Raw genomic sequence first — 23,757 nt, forward strand, 5'->3', positions numbered from 1 at the left:
CTCTAAAAAGGAAAAATTATGGCAATAAAATTAGAAGCAGGTAAAAAATATTACTACTGTACATGTGGTAAAAGTAGTGATGAAGTTTTTTGTAATGGTGCGCACAAAGGTACTTCATTTACTCCAAAAGAGTTCACTGTAAGTGAAACAAAAGAGTATAGTTTATGTGATTGTAAAAAAACATCAAATATACCATTTTGTGATGGTTCACACTCAAAATAATTAAAATGAATCCAACACTATTTATATCTCATGGTGCTCCAAATTTAGTTTTAAGTAATTTAAAATCAAAAAAAAGTTTAGAGAACATTGGCAGAAATTTAAAAATTCCAAAATATATAATAATTTTTTCTGCTCATTATTTAACAAGAGATTTAAAAATTATTAATCCAAAAGCAAATGAATTGATGTATGATTTTTATGGCTTTGAAGATGCACTGTATAGATTTAAATATGATATTAAAAGCAATGATGAACTAACTACTAATTTAATCAATAATTTAAAAAATGAAAATATAAATATTTCTATTGATGAAAATAGAGTTAGCTTTGACCATGGAGTATGGAGTGTCTTATCAATTATGTTTCCAAAACTAGAAATTCCAGTTTTGCAACTTAGTATTCCTATTTCATACTCGCCTTCAGAATTAATTAATTTAGGTGAAAAATTAAAAACTTTTAAAGATGAAGCATTAATTATTTGTAGTGGAAGTTTAACTCATAATTTAGGTGATGCATCTTATGGTTCAAAAGTAAAATATTATGCAAAAGAGTTTAATGATAAATTAGTAGAAATTATAAATAATGGAAATAATGAAGAGTTGATAAACATAAGTAAAAATATAAATTTTTATAAAAACCATCCATCAACTGAACATTTTTTACCTTTATATATAGCTTTTGGAAATGCATTAAATAAATCTGGAAAATCTTTTAATAGTGAAATGTTATTTTCAAATATTTCAATGGAAAGCTTTATATTTGATGAAGATGAAAACATTAATTAATTTTTATTTTTAATTATAAAAATCTAATTAATGTTTGATAATCAAGATATTAAATAAAATTCAACTATACTTACATCTAGAAAAATTTATATAGGTTAATTAATGAGTACAAAAGTTCTTCTAAATGGAGCAGGTAGAATTGGGAAAGCTGTTTTAAAACAGCTTCTAGATACCGATAATGTTGAAGTTGTTACAATAAATGAAATAAATCCATCAATAGAAAATATAGTTTACTCTATAAACTATGATTCAACTTATGGGAAATTAGATGATAAATTTAAAGTTTTTGAAAATAATTTTATCAAAAATCAAAAATCAAAAATCAAAATTACAAACATTAAAGATATTAGTGAATTAGACCTAAATGGTATTGATATTTTAATTGATTCAAGCGGTCAAAAAGTAAATATAGAAAAATTAAAATCATTAAATGTTAAAAAAATAATTTTAACACATCCACAAAAAGATGCTGATATAAATATTATTTTAGGAGTTAATGAAGATAAATTAGATTTATCTAAGCACAAAATAATATCTACAAGTTCTTGCAATGCAACTGCTTTACTTCCAGCTTTAAAATTAATTGATGAAAAGAAAAATATAGTTTGTGGTGATATTGTTACAATTCATCCTTTATTAAATCATCAAAGAGTTCTTGATGGAAGTTTTGTTCAAAGTGCAACAAGAGATGTTGATTTAAACTTTGAATTTGGTCGTTCTTCTACACAAAATATAATTCCAAGTAAAACTACTACAATTAAAGCTTGTTCTTATGTACTTAATAAATTTAATAGTGATTTAATATCTTCAAATTCTTTAAGAGTTCCAACAGATACAGTTGGAGCTATAAATGTGACACTTTTTACTAAAGATATTTCATCAAAAGATGAAATTACAAAACTATTTATGAATTTCGAAAATAATCAAAAATTCCCAATAGTTTTAAATAATTTTGAAGCCTTAGTTTCAAGTGATTTTAAAAAAGAAAATTATACTACTATAATAGATCATAGATTTTTAGAAGTAAAAAATAATATGATAAAACTTTTACTTTGGTATGACAATGAATGGGGTTATGCTTCTAAGGTTATTGAAATTTTTAAATTATGTAAATAGAAGATATTTAATCTTCTATTCTTATCATTGCAGGTTTTTTTAGTACTACTTGTGAGTGCTTTAACTCTTCAATAGCTTTTAATATATCTTTCTCAACACATGTATGAGTTGTTAAAAGAAGATTTGCTTTTTCATCTTTTTTTGATTTTTGCATCATATTTTCAATAGAAATATCATTATCACCAAATATTTTTGCTACTTTTGCTAAAGTTCCAGTTTTATCTGCAACTTCAAGTCTTAAGTAATATTTAGTTCTTATCTCATCTTTTGGCATTAATGTTGGTTTCTCTCCAATTTGTTTTTCAAAACCTAACATTGGAGAACCCTTACCTCTTCTTGCAATATCAATAATATTTGCAATTACAGCACTAGCTGTAGCATCTCCACCTGCTCCTGCTCCATAATACATTGTTTCACCAACTTTATCACCAACAACAGATATTCCATTCATAACACCATCAACTTTTGCAATCATCTTATCTTGAGGAATTAAAACTGGATGCACTCTCAATTCTATTTGATTTCCAACTTTTTTTGCAATTCCTAAAAGTTTAATATTATATTCAAACTCTTTTGCAAACTCTATGTCTGTTTTATCAATATTTTGAATACCTTCAATTAAAATATCTTCAGGTTTTATATCGATTCCATAAGCAATTGAACCTAAAATTAAAAGCTTATGAGCTGTGTCAAATCCTCCAACATCAAAAGTAGGATCTGCTTCTGCATAACCTAATTCTTGAGCTTGTTTTAAAATTTCGTCGTAATTTACACCTTCATTTATCATTTTTGTAAGCATAAAATTACAAGTTCCATTCATTATTCCTTGAATAGATTTTATATTGTTTGCACTAAGTCCATCTCTTAAAGCATTAATTATAGGAATTCCTCCAGCAACTGCTGCTTCAAATTCAAAAGGTGTATCTCCAGCTAGTTCTTGTAACTCATATCTATGATAAGCTAAAAGAGCTTTATTTGCAGTAACAACTGATTTACCATTTTCTAGAGCTCTTTTAACTATTTCATATGGCTTTTCTATTCCACCCATAAGTTCAACAACAATATCAATACTTTCATCTTCTAAAACTTTTGAAACATCATCAGTTATTTCAATTTCTACATCTCTTTTTTTATTTAAATTTGAAACTACACCAATTGTTGGTACAATTTCAACCCCAGCTCGTGCAGTTATAATATTTTTATTATCTCTTAAAATATTTGCAACACTAGTTCCAACTGTACCAACTCCAATAATTCCAACTTTAAGCATAACTATATTCCTATCCTAATGTTTTTAAATATCTTTTTATATTTTTTGCAGCTTGTCTAATTCTTTTTTCATTTTCAATTAAAGCTATTCTTACATACTTATCACCATAGTGTCCAAAACCAATACCTGGACTTACAGCAACTTGTGCTTCTCTTAAAAGTTGTTTGGAGAATTCTAAACTTCCTAAGTGTTGAGCTTTTTCTGGAATCTTTGCCCATATAAACATAGATGCATTTGGTTTATCCATAACCCACCCAGCTTCAGCAAATGTTTTTAACATAACATCTCTTCTTTTTTCATATTTAGAAACTATCTCATCAACACAATCTTGAGGACCATCTAAAGCAACAGTTGCTGCAATTTGAATAGGAGCAAACATTCCATAATCTAACCACGATTTTATTCTTTTTAATGCACCTACAAGTTTTTCATTTCCTACAACAAATCCTACTCTCCATCCAGCCATGTTATAAGATTTACTTAAAGTAAAACATTCAACAGCAACATCTAAAGCACCTTCTGCTTGAAAAATTGATGGAGTTTTGTATCCATCAAAAGTAATATCTGCATAAGCTATATCAGAAATTATATAGAATCTCTCTTTTTTAGCCATAGCTACTAATCTTGTATAAAACTCAGGAGTTACAGTTGCACAAGATGGATTATGTGGGAAATTCACAACAACATATTTTACTTTTGGAATAGACTCATCAATAGTTTTTTGTAAATTTTTAAAGAATAATTCCTCATCTACTTTAAATTCATTGTCAAAAATTAATTCAAATTTATGAATAGCTGCTCCATTTAACATGAATGCATAAGAGTGAATTGGATATGTAGGATCTGGGACAACAGCAACATCTCCAACATTTACAATTGCTTGAACAAGATGAACATATCCCTCTTTTGAACCCATTGTTGCACATGCATGTTTATCAGGATCTAAAAAATCAACATTATATTTTCTTTTGTACCAGTTACAAATAGCTAATCTTAATTTATATATACCAATACTTGCACTATAACCATAATTTTTTGGCTTCATAGAAGCTTCTTTTAATTTATCAACAATATGTTTTGGTGTCGGACCATCAGGATTTCCCATAGAAAAATCTATAATATCTTCACCTTTTCTTCTAGCTTCCATTTTAATTGCATTTACTTCTGCAAATACATAGTTTGGAAGTCTTTTCATTCTTTCAAATTCAATTTCTGGAAACATTTTTATCACTCCTTAGTAATAGTAAGCCCATTCTTAATATTTGTTAGGGCATATAAATCATCAATTTTCATAAATCTCGCGCCACTTGGAACAACAAGCTTTAAACTCTTCTCTAAACTCTCTTTTTCTACAACTTCAATAGCATTAAAACTACTATCATAAAAAGTAACCATTGGATACCAGCTATTTCCTGGATTTGACTCTATATTTACTCTATACATACTTCCTAGTTCGACAAAATATGGTCTATTGGCTCTTTTTAAAATTACTTCTCTTTGAGTAACTAAATCTTCTGCTTTATATATTGAAGCTTTACTTGAGTCAATATAAAAACTCAGTTTTTTTCCCTCTTTTTTTATATCCATAACTCTACAATTTGCATTTTTAAGCTCATTAGATATCTTAAGAGGGTTAATGGCGGCTGCAGTTTGTACTTTTATACTCCATTGTAGTTGATTATCAATCGTTGTTTGGCTTGTTGTTGTATAGTTTTGTATTCCAACTGCTCTTAATATATCATTGATATTTTTGAAAGCTATTTTAGGATTTTCATTAAAATTAAAAGTTATTTCCATTCCAGAAATTGATGTAGTTGTACTTTTTAAAAGATTATTCTTTTCTAATTCATCATTTATTTTTGAATAATCTAATCTACCATTTGTATAAAAATCTTTTTCATTTTTAAAGATATGATTAATTAAATTTTTATGTGTATTGTATTCACTAAGTCCTAAAATTCCTAAAACTGCTTCATTTACATTTGCATTTAAACTTGCACATAAAATAGCACTTAATAGTAACTTTTTCATCATATCCTCTTTTTATTTTATTTATCTTTTTAAATTATAAATTAAAATCGCTGCTGCTGCTGAAACGTTTAAAGAATCAAACTCTTGTTCCATTTTTATTGAAACTTTTAAATCTAGTTTTTTTACAACTTTTGGAGAAATTCCTTCACCTTCATTTCCTAAAAACAGAGCAACTTTATCAGTTTTTTCTATTTTTCCATACTTTTTAAGATCAACTCCATCCATTGTTGCACCAATTAATGTAAATCCAGCATCTATTAATTCACTTGCTAAATCAACACTTCTTGGATGTAAACAAAATGGTAAATCAAGTAATGCACCAGCACTTGTTCTTATAGTTCCAGAATTATTTACTGTTTTTATATTTGATGCTATTAAACCTTCAACTCCTAAAGAGTAAGCTGTTCTTGCTATTGCTCCAATGTTACCAACATCAGTAAGTCCATCTAAAACCACTATAAAATTCATATTTTTTATATCTTTTAAAGGTGTATAATTAAATTCACTAAGTTTTAAAATCATACCTTGGTGATTTCCACCTTTAGCTAATGCTTGAGCTTTTTGATTGTCAACTCTGTGAATTTTTTTATTTAATTTAGCAAATCTTGAAAAAAGTTTACTATCAATTTCTTTTGATAAAAAAACCTCTTCAATTAAATCTGAGTGTTTCTCAAGTACATATAGTACTATTTGTTTTCCATATATTATCATTTGTCCATTTTATCCAATAATTGTTGATAAACCTCTTTTATAGTAGCTCCTGTAAGTTTTGCAATCAATTTTGCTTTAATTTTAGGAGCAATATCAAGAGGTAAAATATCATCTAATTCTAAATTTAAACCAACTGTTATTTTTGGTTCAATCACCACAACCCATTCACCTTTTATATCAAGATTTACAAACTCTTTATATAAATTTTCTGCACTATTTTTATATACTTTTTGATGCAGTTTACTTATCTCTTTTACTAAAAATATTGTTCTACTTGGCTCTTTTTTATTTAACTCTTCAATAAGTTTTAAAAGTCTATGAGGAGATTCATAAAGAATAGATACTCTAGAGCTATTTAAAACCTCATCAAGTTTTGAAGCTCTACTCGCACCTTTATGATCTAAAAATCCAAAAAATATAAACTCAGTACTTGTAAAGCCACTCATTGCAAAAGCTGTAATTACTGCATTTGCACCTGGTATTACATCATAAGGTACTTCATTTTTAATACACCAGTCTACTAATGTAGCTCCAGGATCACTAACACATGGCATTCCAGCATCACTACAATAAACAACATTTTTAGTAAAAGTATCTCTTGTTAAACTATTTAAAATCTCTTTTTCATTATGAGAATGAAAAGATTTGAACTCTTTTTGTGAAAAATCTAATTCGTATTTCTCAGCTAAAAGATTTAGAAGTTTTTTTGTTACTCTTGTATCTTCACAAAAAATAAGTTCCGCTTCCAATAGAGCCTTTAAAGACCTTTTTGAAATATCCTCAAGGTTTCCTATTGGTGTTGGAACTAAGCACAACATAAGTTTGTATTATTTAGCCATACTATATTTAGCTTTGAATTTCTCAACTCTTCCAGCAGCATCAACTAATTTTTGCTCTCCTGTAAAGAATGGGTGACAAGATGAACAAATATCAACTCTTAAAGTTTCAACATTTGATTTTGTCTCAAAACTATTTCCACACGCACAACTAACTTGACAAACTTTGTAATCTGGATGAATATCTTTTTTCATTCCATTTTCCTTTTAAAATTTAAGCGCCTAAAAAAAGAGCAAGTCTTTGCAGGTCCTTTAATAGACTTTTGAGTTGCGATTATATCGAAAAATACTTAACTATCTCTGAATTTAAGCTATTAATTATATTTGAAGATACATTGTAAAATTGACCTTTATTAAAAGTATTTTGTCTTTTTGCCAATTTTGTTGTATTTAAAATAATCTTATTTTCTAATTCTTCTTTATTTAATTTTCCATCAAGATATTCTAAAGTTTCTACAATTCCAATACTTGCCATACAATTTGGACTTCTTGTATATTTCTTTTCAAGATATATTATTTCGTCTATAAGGCCTTCTTTTACCATCTGTTTTGTTCTTAAAGCAATTCTTTTTACTAAATCCTCTTTTTGCCAAATTATTTCAAATATTTTTAAATTTTTTGATAAAGGAGATTTTTGATTTTTTGAAAAAAATTCTGTAGGTACTAATCCACTCTCTTTGTAAATACTATAAGCTTTTTCTATCCTATATTTATCATTTCTTTCTATTTTTTTCATATACTCTTTATCTAAACTATATAATAAATCATAAGCATCATTTAAAGGTATATCTAGTTTTATTTTTGTCTGTAAACCACTACTTAATCCATCAACTAATGCTTTTAGATAAAAACCTGTTCCACCAACAATTATTAAGTTTTTTGAATTATTTTGAGCAAAAATTTTTGCTTTTTTATACAAATTCATAAATTCAACTACATCAAAATTCTCATTTGGATAAACTTCATCTATTCCAAAATGGATAATATCCCCTCTTTCATTTTTTGTTGGTTTTGCACTAACAATATCAATTTCTTTATAGACACATAAAGAATCTAATGAAAGTATTATAGAGTTAGTCTTTTCTGCTAATTCAAGAGATAATCCAGTTTTACCAGATGCTGTTGTACCTATGATAGCAATTTCTTTCATTTTACTTTTTTCTCTTTACACTCTTCAAGTTCTAGTTTAAGAGCATTAATATCTTTTTCCTTTTGAATTAATATTCTTATAAGTTCTGTAACATCTTGTGAATTTGATTTATCAACACTTTGTTCAACTTTTGTACTACAAGCAGTAAAAAGTATTGTAAAAAATATTAAAAATAGACAATTTTTCATAAATCTCTCTTCTTCATTATTTTATTATTTATCTAGATTATAACTAAAAAGGATTAATTTACTGATTATTCGATAAAATCCAATCCATGGAAAAATTAATAAAAAAAATAAAAGATTTTAGTGAACTTGTTGTATTTCAGCACTCTGTTTTTGCACTACCATTTATCTTTATAGCTATGGTTGTCTCTTCTTCACAAGTAAATGGTTCTCCTTGGTTTGGTTTTAAACTTCTTATTTTGGGAACTTTAGCAGCTGTAACTGCTAGAAACTTTGCTATGGGATTTAATCGTTTTATGGATAGGGATATAGATGGTTTAAATCCAAGAACTGCTAATCGTCCAAATGTTGATGGAAGAATAAGTGCAAAGGATATGTTTATATTTGTGCTTATAAATGCTTTTGGTTTTATAGCTGTTGCATATTTTGTAAATGATTTAGCTTTAATTTTATCAATTCCAATTTTAATAATTATTGGTTCATACTCATATTTTAAAAGATTTTCTTATCTTGCACATATTATCTTAGGAATTTCTTTGGCACTTGCTCCAATTGCTGGTGTTGTTGCTGTTAGTGAAACTATTCCTTTTTGGGTGATTCTATTGAGCATAGGTGTAATGTTCTGGGTCGCAGGTTTTGATTTACTCTATTCATTACAAGATATTGATGTAGATAAAAAACTTGGACTTCATTCTATTCCATCTATTTTTGGTCCACAAAAAACGATGTTATTTTCTAAAATTTTTCATTTTTTAACTGTTATTTTTTGGCTTTTATTTGTTATTTATTCACAAAGTTCATATTTTGCATATTTAGCTGTGATTTTAAGTGCAATTATGCTTTCATATGAGCACTATTTAGTAAACAAAGATTTTAGAAAAATTGATAAAGCATTTTTTACAGTAAATGGTTACCTAGGAATTGTTTTTTTAATTTTAATTATTTTGGATAATTCTTTTAATTAAATTTATGCCAAATTATTAAATAATAAGGAATGTAAAATTAACATTTATATTTTATAAAAATTCTATTATGACAAAATTTTATACTAAAAAATCAGAACTTAATTTTTACACTCAGAAAAATGAAAATCACTATAAATTTGATAAATATTGGAATATTTTCTATTAATGCATTTATTAAAGTATATTTAATGTATTAATAAATTTCAAACTTAGAATATAATCTATAGCTTCGATTATTTAAAGTAGTAACATTTAAACACAATATTATAACAATAATAAAGTATAAATAATTCCGCTTATATTTGTACACCTTATCTGATTAAATTTATATTTTCATTATTTTAATAAGATCTACATGCGCATAATGAGATATAGAAGTTTCTGGATCCTCATGTCCAACTCTGGCAATCAAATCATATATATCTTCATTTCTTTTATCTTTTTTTTGAATAAGATTTTTAATCTCATTTGTTACATAAGAATGTCTAAATGAATGAATTACAGTGTATCTTTTCGTTATATCTTGCAAAATACTGTTTATTCTATTTATTTTGTCAATTTTCATTACTTTATCTTTTAATGCTATTCCATTATTTTCATCTGGAAATAAAAATGCTATTTTACGATCAACTAATAACTCATAATAATCTTTAACTATTTTAAATAGTTTTTTATCACTTATTTTAAATTCAAAAGCTCTTATTGCATTACTATTTTTTAATGAAATAGTAATATTTTGATTATAACTATTAATTTTTTTAATACCATTTTTATTAACATTTATATAAAAATTTCTACCATCGATATAAAAGAAATCTCTAGTTTCTCTTGAATAAAGCTCACCTTTTCGTAAACCAGAATAATAAGCAATAATTGCAAAAACAGATCTTCTATATATTAGTATTTTACCCTTGTATAATTTTGAATCTTCATTTAATAATTTTTCTACTAATTCACGTAATTCATCTTTAAAAACTATAGACCTATTATAATTTACAACACTATTGATCATTTTAGTTTTAAACTCATGTTGTTTATCAAAGAAAAATAATATCCTACTTAAATATTTATTTTGAACTCGTGGATTCAAGTTGCTATTTTTTAATTTTTCATAAATACTTTTTAGTGCTTCTTCCTTGCTTACAGATTTTACAAGAATATCAAAACAATAATCAAAACTTATCTGTAAATAATTCTTTAATGTTCTTTGATTAATCTCTTTGTTTTCATACTTATAAAATAAAAAATTTAAATAACTATAAATTGCTTCTAATCTATCAGCTTCATTTTTTTGAATTAACATAAATTTACGCCAATTGATAATATATTGAGTAATTGATTTCTTTTCATCTGGTACTTTAACAATTTCAGTTAATTTTTCATAAACATCAAATTTAAATTTTAATTCTGTTTTTAAATCCAATTCATCATCAACTTCATCATCAAAATTTTCTTGAGATATATCTTTATTAGCTTGATTAAAATTTCTATAAACTTCTTGATTAGCTTTCTCAATTGCAAGTAAATTATTATTTACACTGTTTGGATAAAGTTTTTCTAATTCAAATAAACTTAATCTAGGAAACTTAGTAGATTTCATTAATGTCAAATTTAGTGGAGTACTATTTAATTGATATTCAAGCTCTATTATTGAGTTTGTTATTTTTTCATTTATACTATGCATTTCACAAAATTTTTTCATTCTTAAATAATAAAAATTGTAGGATTTTGTAAAAATAAAATTACTTGCATCAAAAATTATATTTATTTCTTTAGGGAATACTTGTTTAATTATTCTTGAAGTAGTGTCATCAAAGATTATTGTGTGAATAGGAGTAAAACCTTCTATGGTATTTTCTTTTGTAACAAAAATCACTTTATCACCTGCATAAATAATATTTTCTCTTTTTAGGTGTTGTAAACTAGTATTATTTATTTTTACTATAGAAAAAAGTTTAAAATATATGAATAAATCAATTTCAAATTCTAAATTTAATTCTTTATGATTAAATAAACTAAATTCATTTAATTTTTTTATAAGAGAGTCTCTTATATCAACTATTCTATCATAGTCATCCAAATTAGAATATAAGAAAGATTGACTTAATGGATTTATACAAAATATATTTTGATTCTTTGGATAATTTTTTGAATTTTTATGCACAAACTTACAATCTATAAGTTTCTTCACAAAATTATGAATAATTTCACCATCAGATTTAAACTTTTTTTTATTTTTACCATATATATTTACCCATAAACTCATATTAAAATAAATTTGATTTTTTCGAAAATGTTTCTTGTAATCTAAATTATCGAATATTATATTCAAAATATTTTTTTCAACTAGTACTAAAATTTTATTGTCATTTTTATCAATTTCCTTTTCTATTTTTAATTTAAGATCTTTTAAATTTATTTTAAAATCTTTTTTTCTTTGCATTTTATATTCCTTGGATTTATTTTATTACTAAAATATATTCTTTCAATTTTTTTCATAAATTTTTCTACTGTATTTAAATAGCTTTCAGATTTCATATTACTAAAAATACCAAATCCTAAATTCCCCTTAGAATAATGCCCCATAAATTCATTTTCATAATCTTTTTTTAACTTTTTACTTAAAGATTCTGTTGCAAAAACATGCCTTCCAAAATTTAGTTCTACAATTTTAATAAATTTAACTAATTCTTCATATCTTTTATTTTGACTATAATTTCCCAAAAATTCTAAAACTGTTTTTTTATTTAAATCAATAAATTCATGATTCTCATCTTTATATTTTTTACTTTTATATATTTTTATTAATATAGGAGCATAACCATCGTAACTAAATTCCCTTTTTAATTCAAAAAATAGTTTAATGTATTTAACTGCTCTTGGTGAAACTTTAATTAATCTTTTGGAACTATTTACATGTTTAGCTTTCTCATGAATGGTCAATAATCCCAATTTTTCAGAAAATTCTAACAGTTCACAAGAAGTATTAAAATTTCTTGTAGCTAATAAAATAGATAAAGAATACCTTATAAATATCATCTGAAGATTAAACTTTTCTATATTATTTTTTGGTGATAGTTTTGTAATATTTTTTAAAAATAATTTAAAAGGTTTATCTTTAATAACTTTTGGAGAACCTATCATTTTCTGATTATTTTGTATATTTTCTAGAAATAAAATATTATTTTCAGTGAATTTATTTAAAAAATCTATCATCCATTTTTCATAATATATTAATCTTTTTGGTTGAGCTACATAACAAACTCTTGCTCTATTATTATTTGAAACTTTATACATAGGTAATATCCCTGTATCTGTATAACCGTAACTAAGATGATAATAGTGGAAAAATAATCTATGAATTGATTTTATAGTTACATAAGATATTGATTTACTTAAATTTCTTTTACTTGCTCCTAAAATTTTACCGCATTTGTTAATTTCAATTTTTCTCATCTTTTTATATTCTTCTTCATTTAAAGTTTCTATAAAAATATTATCAATACTATTTTTAATATGGTAAACCATATTTGATAGCATACTTGGCAAAACTACTGTTGAATTATTATTTTTTATTGTGGGAATTAAAATTTCATCATTTACTGTAACATTCTTAGCAAATATACTTTTTTCATGTTTTATTTTTAATAAATTATCTTTTTCGAATATAATATTATTTATTTTTTTACAAAAACTATCGATTAAATTCTCAATTGATATTCCTGTAAATAAAGATACCATTATTAATTTTCTATAATAACTTTCTTCTTTATCTTCTCTATCATCATCTAATATTTTCTTAATTAATTCTTTTAAAACCTTTCTATTTGGTGCTTTAGAATATAAAAACATTTCATTTTTAGCCATATTGTTTGATATTTTCTTATCTATTAAAAAATTTTTATAATTTGAATTAACGTGTTTATTTCTAATTTTAAAGCCAACTATATCTTTTTCAAGTAAAATTGCTGAAGAAATCACATCAGCTGCTTGAGTACTTTCTAAAATATTCTCTAAATCTTGATTATTCTCTTGTAAACTATTTTTATTATAAATGTTTTCATCAAGGAAATCTAGAATATCATCAGATCTACGTGGTCTCTTACCTTTTGCTCCTTTTGTTGAAATAGAACCAGCTGATCCAATACCATTAAAAACATCACTAATTTGCTTATCATTAACTCTAAAAAATCTTTCAAACCAAAAAGTTGGTTCACTATTTGAATCATCTTCAGATTCATTAGTTGGCTTCGATATTGGATTATACCAATCCTTATTATTGACAAACAAAAGTTTCTCATCAAGAGTTAAAAGACTATTATTATTTTTACCATAAAAAATTATATTCCTATTATTCAACAGTATTTCATTTTTAATTTCTACAAAATGAGAATAAAAACATATATTTATTTCTTTTTTATTAAAAACTATTTCTTTAACATTTTCAATCTTCTTAATATTAACATAAATCGCAAATTCTAATATACGTAAACAAATATTAAAATAATATTTTATAGTACCACCATACTTTGGTGAATTTTTACTTTTTTGAATAAAATAATACTTTAGCATATTAAAATAGTTATATACTATTTGTTTTTCTAGAATTAGTTCTTGACTAAATTTAAAATTTGTTTTTGTAAGTTCAAATTTTTTTAGAATTAAATCAATTTTATCTAAATAATGTATTTTTAAAAAAAATTTTACTTCTTTGATTTTATTTTTAATCTCAGATTTTTCTAAATCTTTTTCTTTTGAATCATTTTTAATTTTATTTACTCAACTTTCGCACATAAAAAATCATTAATTTCTTATATGTAAAAGATACAATAAAGCCCATAAATAGGCACTTTTTGATATAATTTCATCACGACAATCAACTATATAAAGGGCTTTTTTATGAGACTTGATAATTTTATCCAAACTGCTATGAACAACGTATTAAAAAATCCAGTATTATCTGTTTTAAGAGATATAAATTTTAGTTCAATTTTAAAACAGAGTAATTTTATAAAAAGAGATATTGGAAAATCACCATACTTAATAATTTTACATTTTTTATATATGTTTATCATTAATAAAAGAATCTCTACATTTATGAAACAAAGCTCTGATAGCTATAAAAAGGATGTATATTATAGACTTTTGAAAAACAGTAAATATAATTGGAGAAAACTATTACTATTAAGTTCTGTAAAATTAATCTCAAAACTTCATATACTTCAAAAGGCTACTGATACTAGAGTATTAATTATTGATGACACAGTTGAAATTAAAAGAGGAAAATTTATAGAAGGAAGCTGTAGAAATCTTTGGAATAATAAGGAACATAGAACTGTAAAAGGTTTGAATATTGTATCACTAAATTATAGTGATTCCCATACTGATATGATGTTAGATTTTTCTATTAACTACAACAAAAATCAAATTGTAAATGTTAATGAAAACTATTTTCATCATAAAAGTAATGCTTATAAACGAAGAGTTGAAGGTAATAATAGTAAAAATAATTTAGCTCTTCAAATGGTAAATAGAGTATTAAAATCTGGAATATATGCAGATTATTTACTTGTTGATAGTTGGTATGCCAAACCAAATTTTATTTATGAAATAAAAGAAAAAGGTCTTGATGTAATTGCAAGATTATCAAAATCAAATAGAATTTGGCAATTTACAGGAAAATATAATACGCTTGAAAGACTGTACACTCGAGTAAAAAGTCATAAATCTTCTAAACTAGGTAACTACAATTCTATAAAATACAGCTATGTATCAACTACAACTACACATAAAACACTTGGTAGAATTAAAATAGTTTTTATAAAAACAAAAGATAATCTTATTCCAATTGTTTCAACAAATATAAATTTATCAGATATTGAAATTATTAATACCTATAAAAAAAGATGGAACATAGAACAAGGATATAAAGATTTGCGAGAGTATTTCCAATTTGGTAAAGAAGAAAATAGAATTTACGAAGCACTCATTGCTAGGATTACTCTATCTTTCCTTGCTTATAACCTTACAAGCTATATCAATCGTATCAATAATGAACCACAAACATTAGGAGAACTTTTCAGAAATTTAGAGTGTCAGCTTGAAACCCTTGCAATTTCGATGGAACTATTTATAAAAATATTAGAACAACTAGTTCAAGCCCAAGAAATTGTCAAGAGAAATAAAGATTTGGAACAGATTATCCTAATGCTCAGGGTTTACACTAAAAAACAGTTAGGTTTTATCTGCGAAAGTTGAGTTATTTATTAAATTTTTATATTCTTTTTTAGTTTCACACTTTATATTATTAATTTCTTGTGAATCACTATACAAAGTATTAAAACTGAATTTATTTTCTTCCATTTATAATCTTTCAAAAAAATTTAAATTAATAATCATCATTTATAACATAAAAAATAAATACTTTTATGAATCTTTGACTATTAAAATTTATATTTACATCTCTAGAAATATTTTCATTTTTCTATTTTTATTGGTATTTCTTTTTATTTTAATGCTAAACTCACCACCATCATTTAAAAAATATTATCTTCTATCTTACATTTTTTATCATCATTAAATGATTTAATATATTAGTAACCTGTAAATAAGTCTTTTTATTATACATTCTCTGGAGTAAATTTTTAATGTAAAATATATTTATAAGTAACCATATGTTTTATGCTAGATAATATTTGTTTTATTAAATCAGCTTTAAACATACTAGATTAATAAGTCTTTTTAAGTTCGATATTTTAGAATTTTTTAGATTGATTTAGATTAGATTTCAAAGCAATACGCCTGGTAGGAGTCGAACCTCAAAATAATTATTTTTCAATAAACCTTAAATTTCAAAATACGTCTCAAAATACCTTAAAATCGAACTTTTAAAACTCTTGACAAAATTAAAATAAACCTATAAAATCAAATAAAATTATTTTCAGGGTAGAAATAGGGTAGAAAAATTATGATAAAAACAAATCAAATTGGTGTATATTTTAGAGAAATCAATACAAATTCAAAAGCAGATAAAGTTTATTATATTACATACAAAGATTTAGATTCAAATAAAAAAATTTGGATAAAAATTGGAAAATATAGTGAAGGAATTAGAGAAGCTTATTGCAATGCAAAAAGAAATGAAATTCTAACAAAACAGAGAATTGGAGAAGAACCACCAATAATTGCTCAAAGGAAGAAAAGAGAAATTTTATCTATTAAAACTTTAGCAGATGAATATTTTTCACAAAGAAAAGATGGAGAAAGTAAAAGAGTTGATTCTGTTTATTATGAAAAGCATATTTTACCTTTTTTGAAATCTTATGATTTAGAACTTTTAGGTAGAAATGATATTGTAAAATTTACAAATTATCTAAAAGATAAGAAAATGAAAAAATTAAATAAATCTCTTGCACCAAAAACTTTAAACAATGTTTTAAATATTTTAAAAGCAATTGTAAAATATTCTCTAAAAAATGACTTACTAAAAAATGATTTCACAAAATATATAAATCTTTTTGATATAGATAATGCAAGAGAAAGATTTCTTACAAAAGAAGAAATAGAGCTTTTATATAATGAATCAAGAAACAATGAAAATGATTTTTTATTTTTCAAAATAGCTTTAAATACAGGTGCTAGATTTTCAACTATTTTAAATATTCACAAAAAAGATATTGATTTTACTCATAATTTTTTAACTCTAAAAGATTTTAAAAATAATTCAACTTATAAAGCATTTCTAACAGATGAAATAAAAGCACTTTTAGAAAATAAAACAAAAAATTTATCTTTGAATGATAAAATTTTTACAACAAACCCTGAAAAAAGATTAAGAGAGTTTTTAAATGAACTTTTTAACAATGGAATCAGTAGTGATGATAGAAAAAATAAAGTTGTAATTCATACTTTAAGACACACTTTTGCAAGTCATTTAGCTATAAATGGAACGCCTATCTTTACAATTCAAAAACTAATGAACCACAAAGATATAAAAATGACTTTACGATATGCAAAACTGAGTCCTGATAGTGGAAGAGATGCTGTCGTTGGATTAGGATTGTAAAATCTTACATCCCTTTTTTACCAAGAACAACTAGAATAGTTTTCCAAACAATTTTTATATCAAGCCAAAGACTATAATGTTTTATATAGTATAAATCATACATAAGTTTTTGTTTAGTATCTTCAATAGAAGCCCCATAAGGATAATTTACCTGTGCCCAACCTGTAATTCCAGGTCGAACTAAATGTCTTTCATTATAATATGGTAGTTCTTTTTCATAATTTTCCACTAAAATATTCCATTCTGCTCTAGGACCAATTAAATGCATATCCCCTTTTAATACATTTAACATTTGAGGAAGTTCATCTATTCTAGTTTTTCTCATAGTATTTCCAAATGGAAAAATTCTTGTATCATTTTCTCGTGTATATGGATCATGGTGAGAATTCTCATGCATAGAACGAAATTTATTACAATAAAATATTTTACCTCTTACTCCAACTCTTGTTTGTCTAAATATTAAATTCCCTGGAGACTGTTGTTTTATTTTCTTTATTACATAGAGCATAATAGGAGAAGATATAATAAATAAACAAAATATTCCAACAAAATCTATAAGTCTTTTTATTGAATATTCAAAGAAATTGAAAGGTCTTATATTTTGAAGATAGTTTAAGTCAGTATGATCTTCTGGAATATAGCATTTATGAAGATACTTTTCCATAAATTGTTCTATTGTAATAAGCTTAATATTCTTCTCAAACTGTAAATTTGTAAGATATTTAATAAGTTCATCGGGAACTGTTGCTTTTGTATTTAATACTATTAAATGAGCATCGGTTTTCGCAACTAATATTTTTAGCTCTTCCAAAACTTCTAGAGGATCTCTATCTGAATACTTTATAATCAATCGTTTGTTAAACTTTTTTCTTAATCTTAGTTTTTCAAACTTTGTAAATTTATATTTCCTACCCAAAACTATCATAACTGTTTTCCTATATATAAAAAATCAACTTATATTGATTTTATCTAATTAATCTTGAATTCTAAAATATACCTAAAATAAAAAGCAAAAATAAAAATACTTTTTCTTTTTTGTTTCTTCTAAACTCAAAACTATACTTTAATAGTAAAATATTATTTAGATAACTTTTATTTAAAATATATTTTGAAAAATTATATTTATTTTTAATTTTTAGAACTTTTATTATTTTAATTATTTCATCTCTATACCAACTTGAAAAAACTTTTTTAAGTCTTTTTAGTTTGGCTTTCAAACCATCATTTGCTCCAACTTGATTTGAAGTGTGTTGTCTATATCTCATAGATGGTTTTTCATCTATATGCCATTTGTAGTTATCTTCTCTGCTATACGCGTATATAACCCAATCCTTGACCCCTATATTCCTTGACCCCTATATTCTTTGTTAATGTTAAAAGTAAATCTCTGACCCCGTATCTTTAGCAGTTCGTGACAAAGATTTTAAAATAATTTTTTATATTTTTGAGATATCTTTTCCCAAGTATAATTTTCTAGTGCTACTAGCTTCATATCATTCGCTATTCTTTTCAATATTTCCTCATCTATATTTTCTAACAACTCTATTAACCCATCTTTATCATCAAAATACAAAGCTTTACCTTCTGTGGTTTCTCTGTTGTACTGTACACCATAAGCCATTATAGGCAAACCTAAATACATAGCCTCCACCAAAGATGGATTTGTCCCACCTGCACTATGTCCGTGCATATAAACATAACAGTTGCTTCGTATTTGATTTAATATATCTTGCTCATAGATAGGGTCAAGTAAAAAGATATTTTCAAAACTACTGTATTTTTCTTTTAGATCTTTGCCATACTCGCTATTTTCCCAGTTTCCAATCATCACGATATTTAAAAGTTTATATTCACTAAACGCATCAAGTATAAGATGGATATTGTTTTCTGGCTCTATACGACACACTTTAAAAGCATAGCGACTACCTAAAAATGGATACTTCACCTTTAGTTCATCACTCAAAATCTCTTTTGTCACATGGTCTGCTCCATAAGCTATCAGCTCACTTTGCACTCCGTATTCGCTACTAACATACTCTTGTATCACTTTGTTGTCAGCTACTACCACATCGGCATACTTTACAGCCAACTTCTCAGAAAACTTCAAAAACCACTTCGCACCTTTGCCCCATTTGTCTCTTTTCCACTCTAAGCCATCTATATTTACTACGATTCGTTTTTTACTAAACAGTCGCACAAATGGCAAAACGACACATCCAGAAACTCCAAGTATCAGCAGTGTATCGGCAAACCTCAAAGACTTAAAAATCGAGATGATGTCATAAGGGATACTTTGCACACCATTTGCATGAAGGTTTACATACTCCAACTTCGCACCGTTATAACTATCTAACATATGAGCATAACTTTTCCCACTACAAAATACTGTAAGTTCGTAACTATCATGAAGATTTTTTGTCAAATACTCCGTAAGTGTCTCAAACCCACCGTATTTTGCTGGGATACCGACTATTCCTATTATGCTAATTTTTTTCATTTATTTTTAAATCTCGTTTTAAAATTCCAATATTTTTTACTATTCCATCCTTGATGGCGAAATATTTATTTTTAATTTCATTGATTTTGCTATTTGCTTGAAAAAAATGCATAATAACCATCTTCAGCAAAGATTCAATTATGTACCATTTCATGGATTTATTTATATACTTATTATAAAAAAGAATGTAAATACCATTTCTAACTCTATAATATCTTCTAATATAATTATGATTTGTTAGAGTATATTTAAATAGTTTCTTCGCATTATCACCAAGCTGATGAGTTATAACCAACTTTGATGTTTGAAGAATCTTATAGTTAAGTTTATTTGCCCTAAAGCACCATTCTGTATCAACCCAATCAATAAATAAATCAGCATCCATTAAACCAATCTCAAGAAGAGCATCTCTACTCATAATCATACCTGACGAAATTACATGTGAAACGCAATAAACTTCCTGTATGTCAGTATCAAAACTTCTAAGTCGACTTATTTTTTCATTTTCATAAATCATTATCGGCATTAATTCATTATTGGAATTAATATCTCTAAAAAATGGTGCGATTGCTCCGATTCTTAAATCGGTTATATGTATTTTATATATAGCTAACATACCCAATACATAATTTTCAGGATACACCGTATCCTGATCGCTTGTTAACACAAACTCAGCACCATTATCCATAGCTTTTTTTATACCTATATTTTGAGCATATGCGATTCCCATATTTTCATATAAACATAAAATCTCGATATTCTCATGATTAAAAAAATTTAATTCTTTACACCCTGATGGGGTATTATCAACAATGATAACTTTTTCTACTTGATTTATTAAGCTATCAACACACTTATTTAAAGTGTCTATATCTGGATTGTAAGTTACTAAAACAACATCAACTTTTTCTTTCATAAAATTCCTTTTTCAAATTCGATTACATTTGTAAATAAAAAATAGCAGTACAAACAATAATAAGCGATCGCCAACACAGAGGCAAATAATTTTTGCTTAAACTTGATAACTAAAAATGGTATCGATAATAAAAGCACAACCATAAAATATTCTAAAAGCCTAAATGCGACAACTGGCGCGTTAAGAAGAGAGACCAAAAAGAAGGTAAAAATACCAATAGATATTATTTTATAAAGAATTATTTCATAGTCATTAACTGTATTTTTATGAGTAAAAATCACTGCTGTAATTGTATAGAACACCAATATATAAGATAGACTAATTAGATTAAATACATTGATATCATTTTGATATCCAGCATACATTTTATAAAACATAGGGTCAATCCCTATTGTATTTAGTATAAATTCTATTATAAGATAAAAATTTACATTTAAAATATTTAAAATTATTCCTATGATTGGTAAAAGAGCATAAGCTTTTGAATTTTTGTATTTAACTAAAAAATAGATTGGTATCATAACAATAGAGGACCAATGGAACATAATTGCTAAAAAAGCTTTTAAAAAATATTTTTTTGAATTTCCATCTGCTAAATCTTTAGTGGCGAGTAAGAAAATTGCCGTTGCTACGCCTGCTCTTATTTGGATATATTCATGTAACCAAAAGTATGATAATAAATACAACACAATAGATAATGCAGGTAGAGGCGATAGTTTAACTAATGCAAATATTTTTATGCTAACGCCTAGAACGGCAAAGAGTAATAAGAACACTGTAAAGTTACTAGAAAAAATTTCAGTATTTAAAAAAATAATCAATCTAAAAAAAACTTCTTTGCTTCCAAGTAATAGTTCATCCTGAAATATCGCCATTTCATAATAGTTTGCTGTGTCATTTGCCCAACCAAAAAGCCTTAGTCCTGCAATTATGATAAGTAATATTGTTAAAAAGGTGTAAAAAATACTTGTTTTTTTTATAGTAATATTCATAGCTTCATTATTCTATATCTGATTAATATTGGTACAACTTTAGCCATTGTTCTAACCCTTAGGCTATCTTTGACTTTTTGAGAAAAACTCCTAGTTCTAAATGTAGTATGGATTACATATTCAAAATATCCTTTTCCTTCTCTCGCACTCTCATCCATATAACTAAACTTCTCACCACTCTTCCAAAGCACATAAGCCAAACTCAATTGATCTCTTTTGGTGTGAGTATTTAGCTCTTCCCACCAGTCATTCATAAGTCTTACGACTTTTTCACTATTGTGCTTTCTAAACAATATACCGTTTTCTCCAAGTCCAAAGTTTTTTGGAAAACCTTCTTTTTTATAATTATCCATCTGTTTTCTTGTTTCGTCATATTTGGATTTGCCAAGTATCACACACTCTTTTGATTCTTCATAGATACAGTCTCTTGCAAAGTGTTTTGGCATAGCAAAGTCGTGTTTAGCTAGATACTTATTTGCCAATTCAAAAGGGTTATTTAAAATTTTAATATTTGCATCCACATACATACTCCACTCATACTGGCTCAAAAACAGATGCGGAAGTATTTTGTATTTTCTATTCATCATATTTGCGGGCATTTCACACTCTTCTATCAGTCGAATTTCCCAAACATCAGATGTAAGATGTTTTTGGTCTGTAAAGCAGATGAAGTCACATCCTTCATAATTCTCTTTTGGTTCTATCAAATCATCATAGTTGCCAAAAAGTGCTGTATATACTACAAGATTACTTTTAGCCGTGGTCGCCATACTACAATCTTCCATCACTGTCTTTTAAGATAGATTTTATATCATAAACAATTTGATTTTGATTTCCAAAAGTCAAATTTTTATATTTATCATGTGATACCGCTAAGACTATAGCTTCATAGTCGTCATAGTTCAGATCATTATCTAAGTTTAGATTGTACTCATGTTTTACTTCATCTTTATCTGCCCAATAGTCAGTTACAGTGATATCACATCCAAACTCTTTAAGCTCTTCTATAACATCTATCACTCTACTATTTCTTATATCTGGACAATTCTCTTTAAAAGTGATACCAAGGACTAAGACTTTAGAACCCTCTATCTTATGACCTTTTTTTATCATCAGTTTTATTACTTGATTTGCTACATAGATTCCCATATTATCATTGAGTCTTCTACCTGCTAGGATAATTTCTGGGTTATATCCTACTTGTTGGGCTTTATGAGTTAAATAGTATGGATCTACACCGATACAGTGTCCACCAACAAGACCTGGTTTAAATGGTAAGAAGTTCCATTTTGTCCCTGCTGCTGCTAGTACATCATTTGTATTGATTCCAAGTTTATTAAAAATAATTGCAAGTTCATTTACAAATGCGATATTGATATCTCTTTGAGAGTTTTCTATTACTTTTGCTGCTTCTGCTACTTTTATAGTTGGTGCAAGATGAGTACCTGCTGTGATGATACTCGCATAGAGTTCATTTACTTTTTGACCTATCTCAGGAGTTGAACCACTTGTAACTTTAAGTATTTTTGTAACTGTATGTTCTTTATCACCTGGATTGATTCTTTCAGGAGAATATCCGCAAAAGAAATCTTTATTGAAAGTAAGGGTTGAGAACTTCTCAAGAATAGGCACACAGTCTTCTTCTGTAGCTCCTGGATAAACTGTAGATTCATAGATGACAATGTCGTTTTGTTTTAAAACTTTTCCTACTGTTTCACTAGCTTTGATAAGAGGAGTTAAATCTGGTCTTTTGTTTTTATCTATAGGTGTTGGGACAGTGACTATGTAGATATTACACTCTTTGATGTCGTTGATATCAAGAGTAAATTTCATACCATTTTTTATAGCTTCGTTAACTTGAGTTTCATTTAACTCTAAAGTTCTATCATAGCCACTTGAAAGCTCATCTATTCTCCATTTAGAGATATCAAATCCTACTACTTCATATTTTTCACTAAATGCATGAGCAAGTGGAAGCCCTACATATCCTAGCCCTATAACACATATTTTAATTTT

The 23,757-nt window shown here is 26.0% G+C and carries 23 protein-coding genes; 6 read left to right on the forward strand and 17 right to left on the reverse strand.

Annotation, left to right across the window (positions count from 1 at the left end):
* Positions 1 to 18 precede the first annotated feature (18 nt).
* From ACBT_RS10705 to ACBT_RS10715, 3 genes are all read left to right on the forward strand, one after another.
* Entirely contained in the window at positions 19 to 222 is a 204-nt protein-coding gene (locus ACBT_RS10705) for a CDGSH iron-sulfur domain-containing protein (protein WP_024774444.1), read from the forward strand.
* 5 nt (positions 223 to 227) lie between these two features.
* The gene (locus ACBT_RS10710) at positions 228 to 1,007 is read left to right on the forward strand and encodes a DODA-type extradiol aromatic ring-opening family dioxygenase (RefSeq protein WP_024774445.1); all 780 of its coding nucleotides are present in this window, start codon (positions 228 to 230) and stop codon (positions 1,005 to 1,007) included.
* 102 nt (positions 1,008 to 1,109) lie between these two features.
* A complete protein-coding gene (locus tag ACBT_RS10715; RefSeq protein ID WP_024774446.1) occupies positions 1,110 to 2,123 on the forward strand; it encodes a glyceraldehyde 3-phosphate dehydrogenase NAD-binding domain-containing protein in 1,014 nt (337 codons plus the stop codon).
* A 7-nt stretch (positions 2,124 to 2,130) separates the two neighbouring features.
* Here the strand turns inward: ACBT_RS10715 and ACBT_RS10720 are convergent, their stop codons facing one another.
* The 8 genes from ACBT_RS10720 to ACBT_RS10755 all read right to left on the reverse strand — a co-directional run bounded on the left by ACBT_RS10720 (position 2,131) and on the right by ACBT_RS10755 (position 8,309).
* On the reverse strand, positions 2,131 to 3,393 hold the full coding sequence (locus tag ACBT_RS10720; protein ID WP_024774447.1) for a homoserine dehydrogenase: 1,263 nt from the start codon (positions 3,391 to 3,393) through the stop codon (positions 2,131 to 2,133).
* Positions 3,394 to 3,403: 10 nt separating this feature from the next.
* The gene (locus ACBT_RS10725) at positions 3,404 to 4,615 is read right to left on the reverse strand and encodes an LL-diaminopimelate aminotransferase (RefSeq protein ID WP_024774448.1); all 1,212 of its coding nucleotides are present in this window, start codon (positions 4,613 to 4,615) and stop codon (positions 3,404 to 3,406) included.
* Positions 4,616 to 4,620: 5 nt separating this feature from the next.
* Entirely contained in the window at positions 4,621 to 5,424 is an 804-nt protein-coding gene (locus ACBT_RS10730) for a hypothetical protein (RefSeq protein WP_169729039.1), read from the reverse strand.
* 21 nt (positions 5,425 to 5,445) lie between these two features.
* Positions 5,446 to 6,135, reverse strand: a complete 690-nt coding sequence (gene rlmB / locus ACBT_RS10735) for a 23S rRNA (guanosine(2251)-2'-O)-methyltransferase RlmB (RefSeq protein ID WP_024774450.1) — start codon at positions 6,133 to 6,135, stop codon at positions 5,446 to 5,448.
* Positions 6,132 to 6,953, reverse strand: coding sequence for a 16S rRNA (cytidine(1402)-2'-O)-methyltransferase (gene rsmI / locus ACBT_RS10740; protein WP_024774451.1), 822 nt, complete (start codon positions 6,951 to 6,953; stop codon positions 6,132 to 6,134). Before rsmI ends, rlmB begins: the two co-directional genes overlap by 4 nt.
* A gap of 9 nt (positions 6,954 to 6,962) precedes the next feature.
* On the reverse strand, positions 6,963 to 7,166 hold the full coding sequence (gene rpmE, locus ACBT_RS10745) for a 50S ribosomal protein L31 (RefSeq protein WP_024774452.1): 204 nt from the start codon (positions 7,164 to 7,166) through the stop codon (positions 6,963 to 6,965).
* A 79-nt stretch (positions 7,167 to 7,245) separates the two neighbouring features.
* Positions 7,246 to 8,121: a tRNA (adenosine(37)-N6)-dimethylallyltransferase MiaA gene (gene miaA / locus ACBT_RS10750; RefSeq protein WP_024774453.1), complete on the reverse strand. Its 876-nt coding sequence runs from the start codon at positions 8,119 to 8,121 to the stop codon at positions 7,246 to 7,248.
* A complete protein-coding gene (locus tag ACBT_RS10755) occupies positions 8,118 to 8,309 on the reverse strand; it encodes a putative periplasmic lipoprotein (RefSeq protein WP_024774454.1) in 192 nt (63 codons plus the stop codon). The genes miaA and ACBT_RS10755 overlap by 4 nt, the downstream gene beginning before the upstream one ends.
* 86 nt (positions 8,310 to 8,395) lie before the next feature.
* On the opposite strand from ACBT_RS10755, the gene mqnP reads away from it, so the two are divergent.
* Complete coding sequence (mqnP, locus tag ACBT_RS10760) at positions 8,396 to 9,271, forward strand: menaquinone biosynthesis prenyltransferase MqnP (protein WP_024774455.1); 876 nt, start codon at positions 8,396 to 8,398, stop codon at positions 9,269 to 9,271.
* A 325-nt stretch (positions 9,272 to 9,596) separates the two neighbouring features.
* Here the strand turns inward: mqnP and ACBT_RS10765 are convergent, their stop codons facing one another.
* Together ACBT_RS10765 and ACBT_RS10770 are read right to left on the reverse strand one after the other, a co-directional pair.
* On the reverse strand, positions 9,597 to 11,714 hold the full coding sequence (locus tag ACBT_RS10765; protein WP_024774456.1) for a site-specific integrase: 2,118 nt from the start codon (positions 11,712 to 11,714) through the stop codon (positions 9,597 to 9,599).
* The gene (locus ACBT_RS10770; RefSeq protein ID WP_024774457.1) at positions 11,687 to 13,843 is read right to left on the reverse strand and encodes a hypothetical protein; all 2,157 of its coding nucleotides are present in this window, start codon (positions 13,841 to 13,843) and stop codon (positions 11,687 to 11,689) included. The genes ACBT_RS10765 and ACBT_RS10770 overlap by 28 nt, the downstream gene beginning before the upstream one ends.
* A gap of 327 nt (positions 13,844 to 14,170) precedes the next feature.
* Here ACBT_RS10770 and ACBT_RS10775 point away from each other — a divergent pair, with 327 nt between their 5' ends.
* Positions 14,171 to 15,529 (forward strand): IS4 family transposase, encoded by a 1,359-nt coding sequence (locus ACBT_RS10775; RefSeq protein WP_024775179.1) that lies wholly within the window; start codon positions 14,171 to 14,173, stop codon positions 15,527 to 15,529.
* A 709-nt stretch (positions 15,530 to 16,238) separates the two neighbouring features.
* Positions 16,239 to 17,336, forward strand: coding sequence for a tyrosine-type recombinase/integrase (locus ACBT_RS10780; RefSeq protein ID WP_024774458.1), 1,098 nt, complete (start codon positions 16,239 to 16,241; stop codon positions 17,334 to 17,336).
* A 4-nt stretch (positions 17,337 to 17,340) separates the two neighbouring features.
* Here the strand turns inward: ACBT_RS10780 and ACBT_RS10785 are convergent, their stop codons facing one another.
* The 7 genes from ACBT_RS10785 to ACBT_RS10815 form a co-directional block, all read right to left on the reverse strand.
* The gene (locus ACBT_RS10785) at positions 17,341 to 18,261 is read right to left on the reverse strand and encodes a sugar transferase (RefSeq protein ID WP_024774459.1); all 921 of its coding nucleotides are present in this window, start codon (positions 18,259 to 18,261) and stop codon (positions 17,341 to 17,343) included.
* 61 nt (positions 18,262 to 18,322) lie between these two features.
* Positions 18,323 to 18,601, reverse strand: a complete 279-nt coding sequence (locus ACBT_RS10790; protein WP_024774460.1) for a hypothetical protein — start codon at positions 18,599 to 18,601, stop codon at positions 18,323 to 18,325.
* A gap of 158 nt (positions 18,602 to 18,759) precedes the next feature.
* Positions 18,760 to 19,833 carry a DUF1972 domain-containing protein gene (locus tag ACBT_RS10795; RefSeq protein WP_024774461.1) on the reverse strand — a complete coding sequence of 358 codons (1,074 nt, stop codon included), beginning with the start codon at positions 19,831 to 19,833 and terminating at the stop codon, positions 18,760 to 18,762.
* Positions 19,820 to 20,749, reverse strand: coding sequence for a glycosyltransferase family 2 protein (locus tag ACBT_RS10800; RefSeq protein WP_024774462.1), 930 nt, complete (start codon positions 20,747 to 20,749; stop codon positions 19,820 to 19,822). The genes ACBT_RS10795 and ACBT_RS10800 overlap by 14 nt, the downstream gene beginning before the upstream one ends.
* Positions 20,746 to 21,741 (reverse strand): EpsG family protein, encoded by a 996-nt coding sequence (locus ACBT_RS10805; protein ID WP_024774463.1) that lies wholly within the window; start codon positions 21,739 to 21,741, stop codon positions 20,746 to 20,748. The genes ACBT_RS10800 and ACBT_RS10805 overlap by 4 nt, the downstream gene beginning before the upstream one ends.
* A complete protein-coding gene (locus tag ACBT_RS10810) occupies positions 21,738 to 22,511 on the reverse strand; it encodes a glycosyltransferase domain-containing protein (protein ID WP_084031337.1) in 774 nt (257 codons plus the stop codon). The genes ACBT_RS10805 and ACBT_RS10810 overlap by 4 nt, the downstream gene beginning before the upstream one ends.
* 1 nt (position 22,512) lies before the next feature.
* Positions 22,513 to 23,754: a nucleotide sugar dehydrogenase gene (locus ACBT_RS10815; protein ID WP_024774465.1), complete on the reverse strand. Its 1,242-nt coding sequence runs from the start codon at positions 23,752 to 23,754 to the stop codon at positions 22,513 to 22,515.
* Positions 23,755 to 23,757 lie beyond the last annotated feature (3 nt).

Origin of the sequence: Aliarcobacter cibarius (assembly GCF_013372265.1) — a bacterium.
Classification (GTDB): domain Bacteria; phylum Campylobacterota; class Campylobacteria; order Campylobacterales; family Arcobacteraceae; genus Aliarcobacter; species Aliarcobacter cibarius.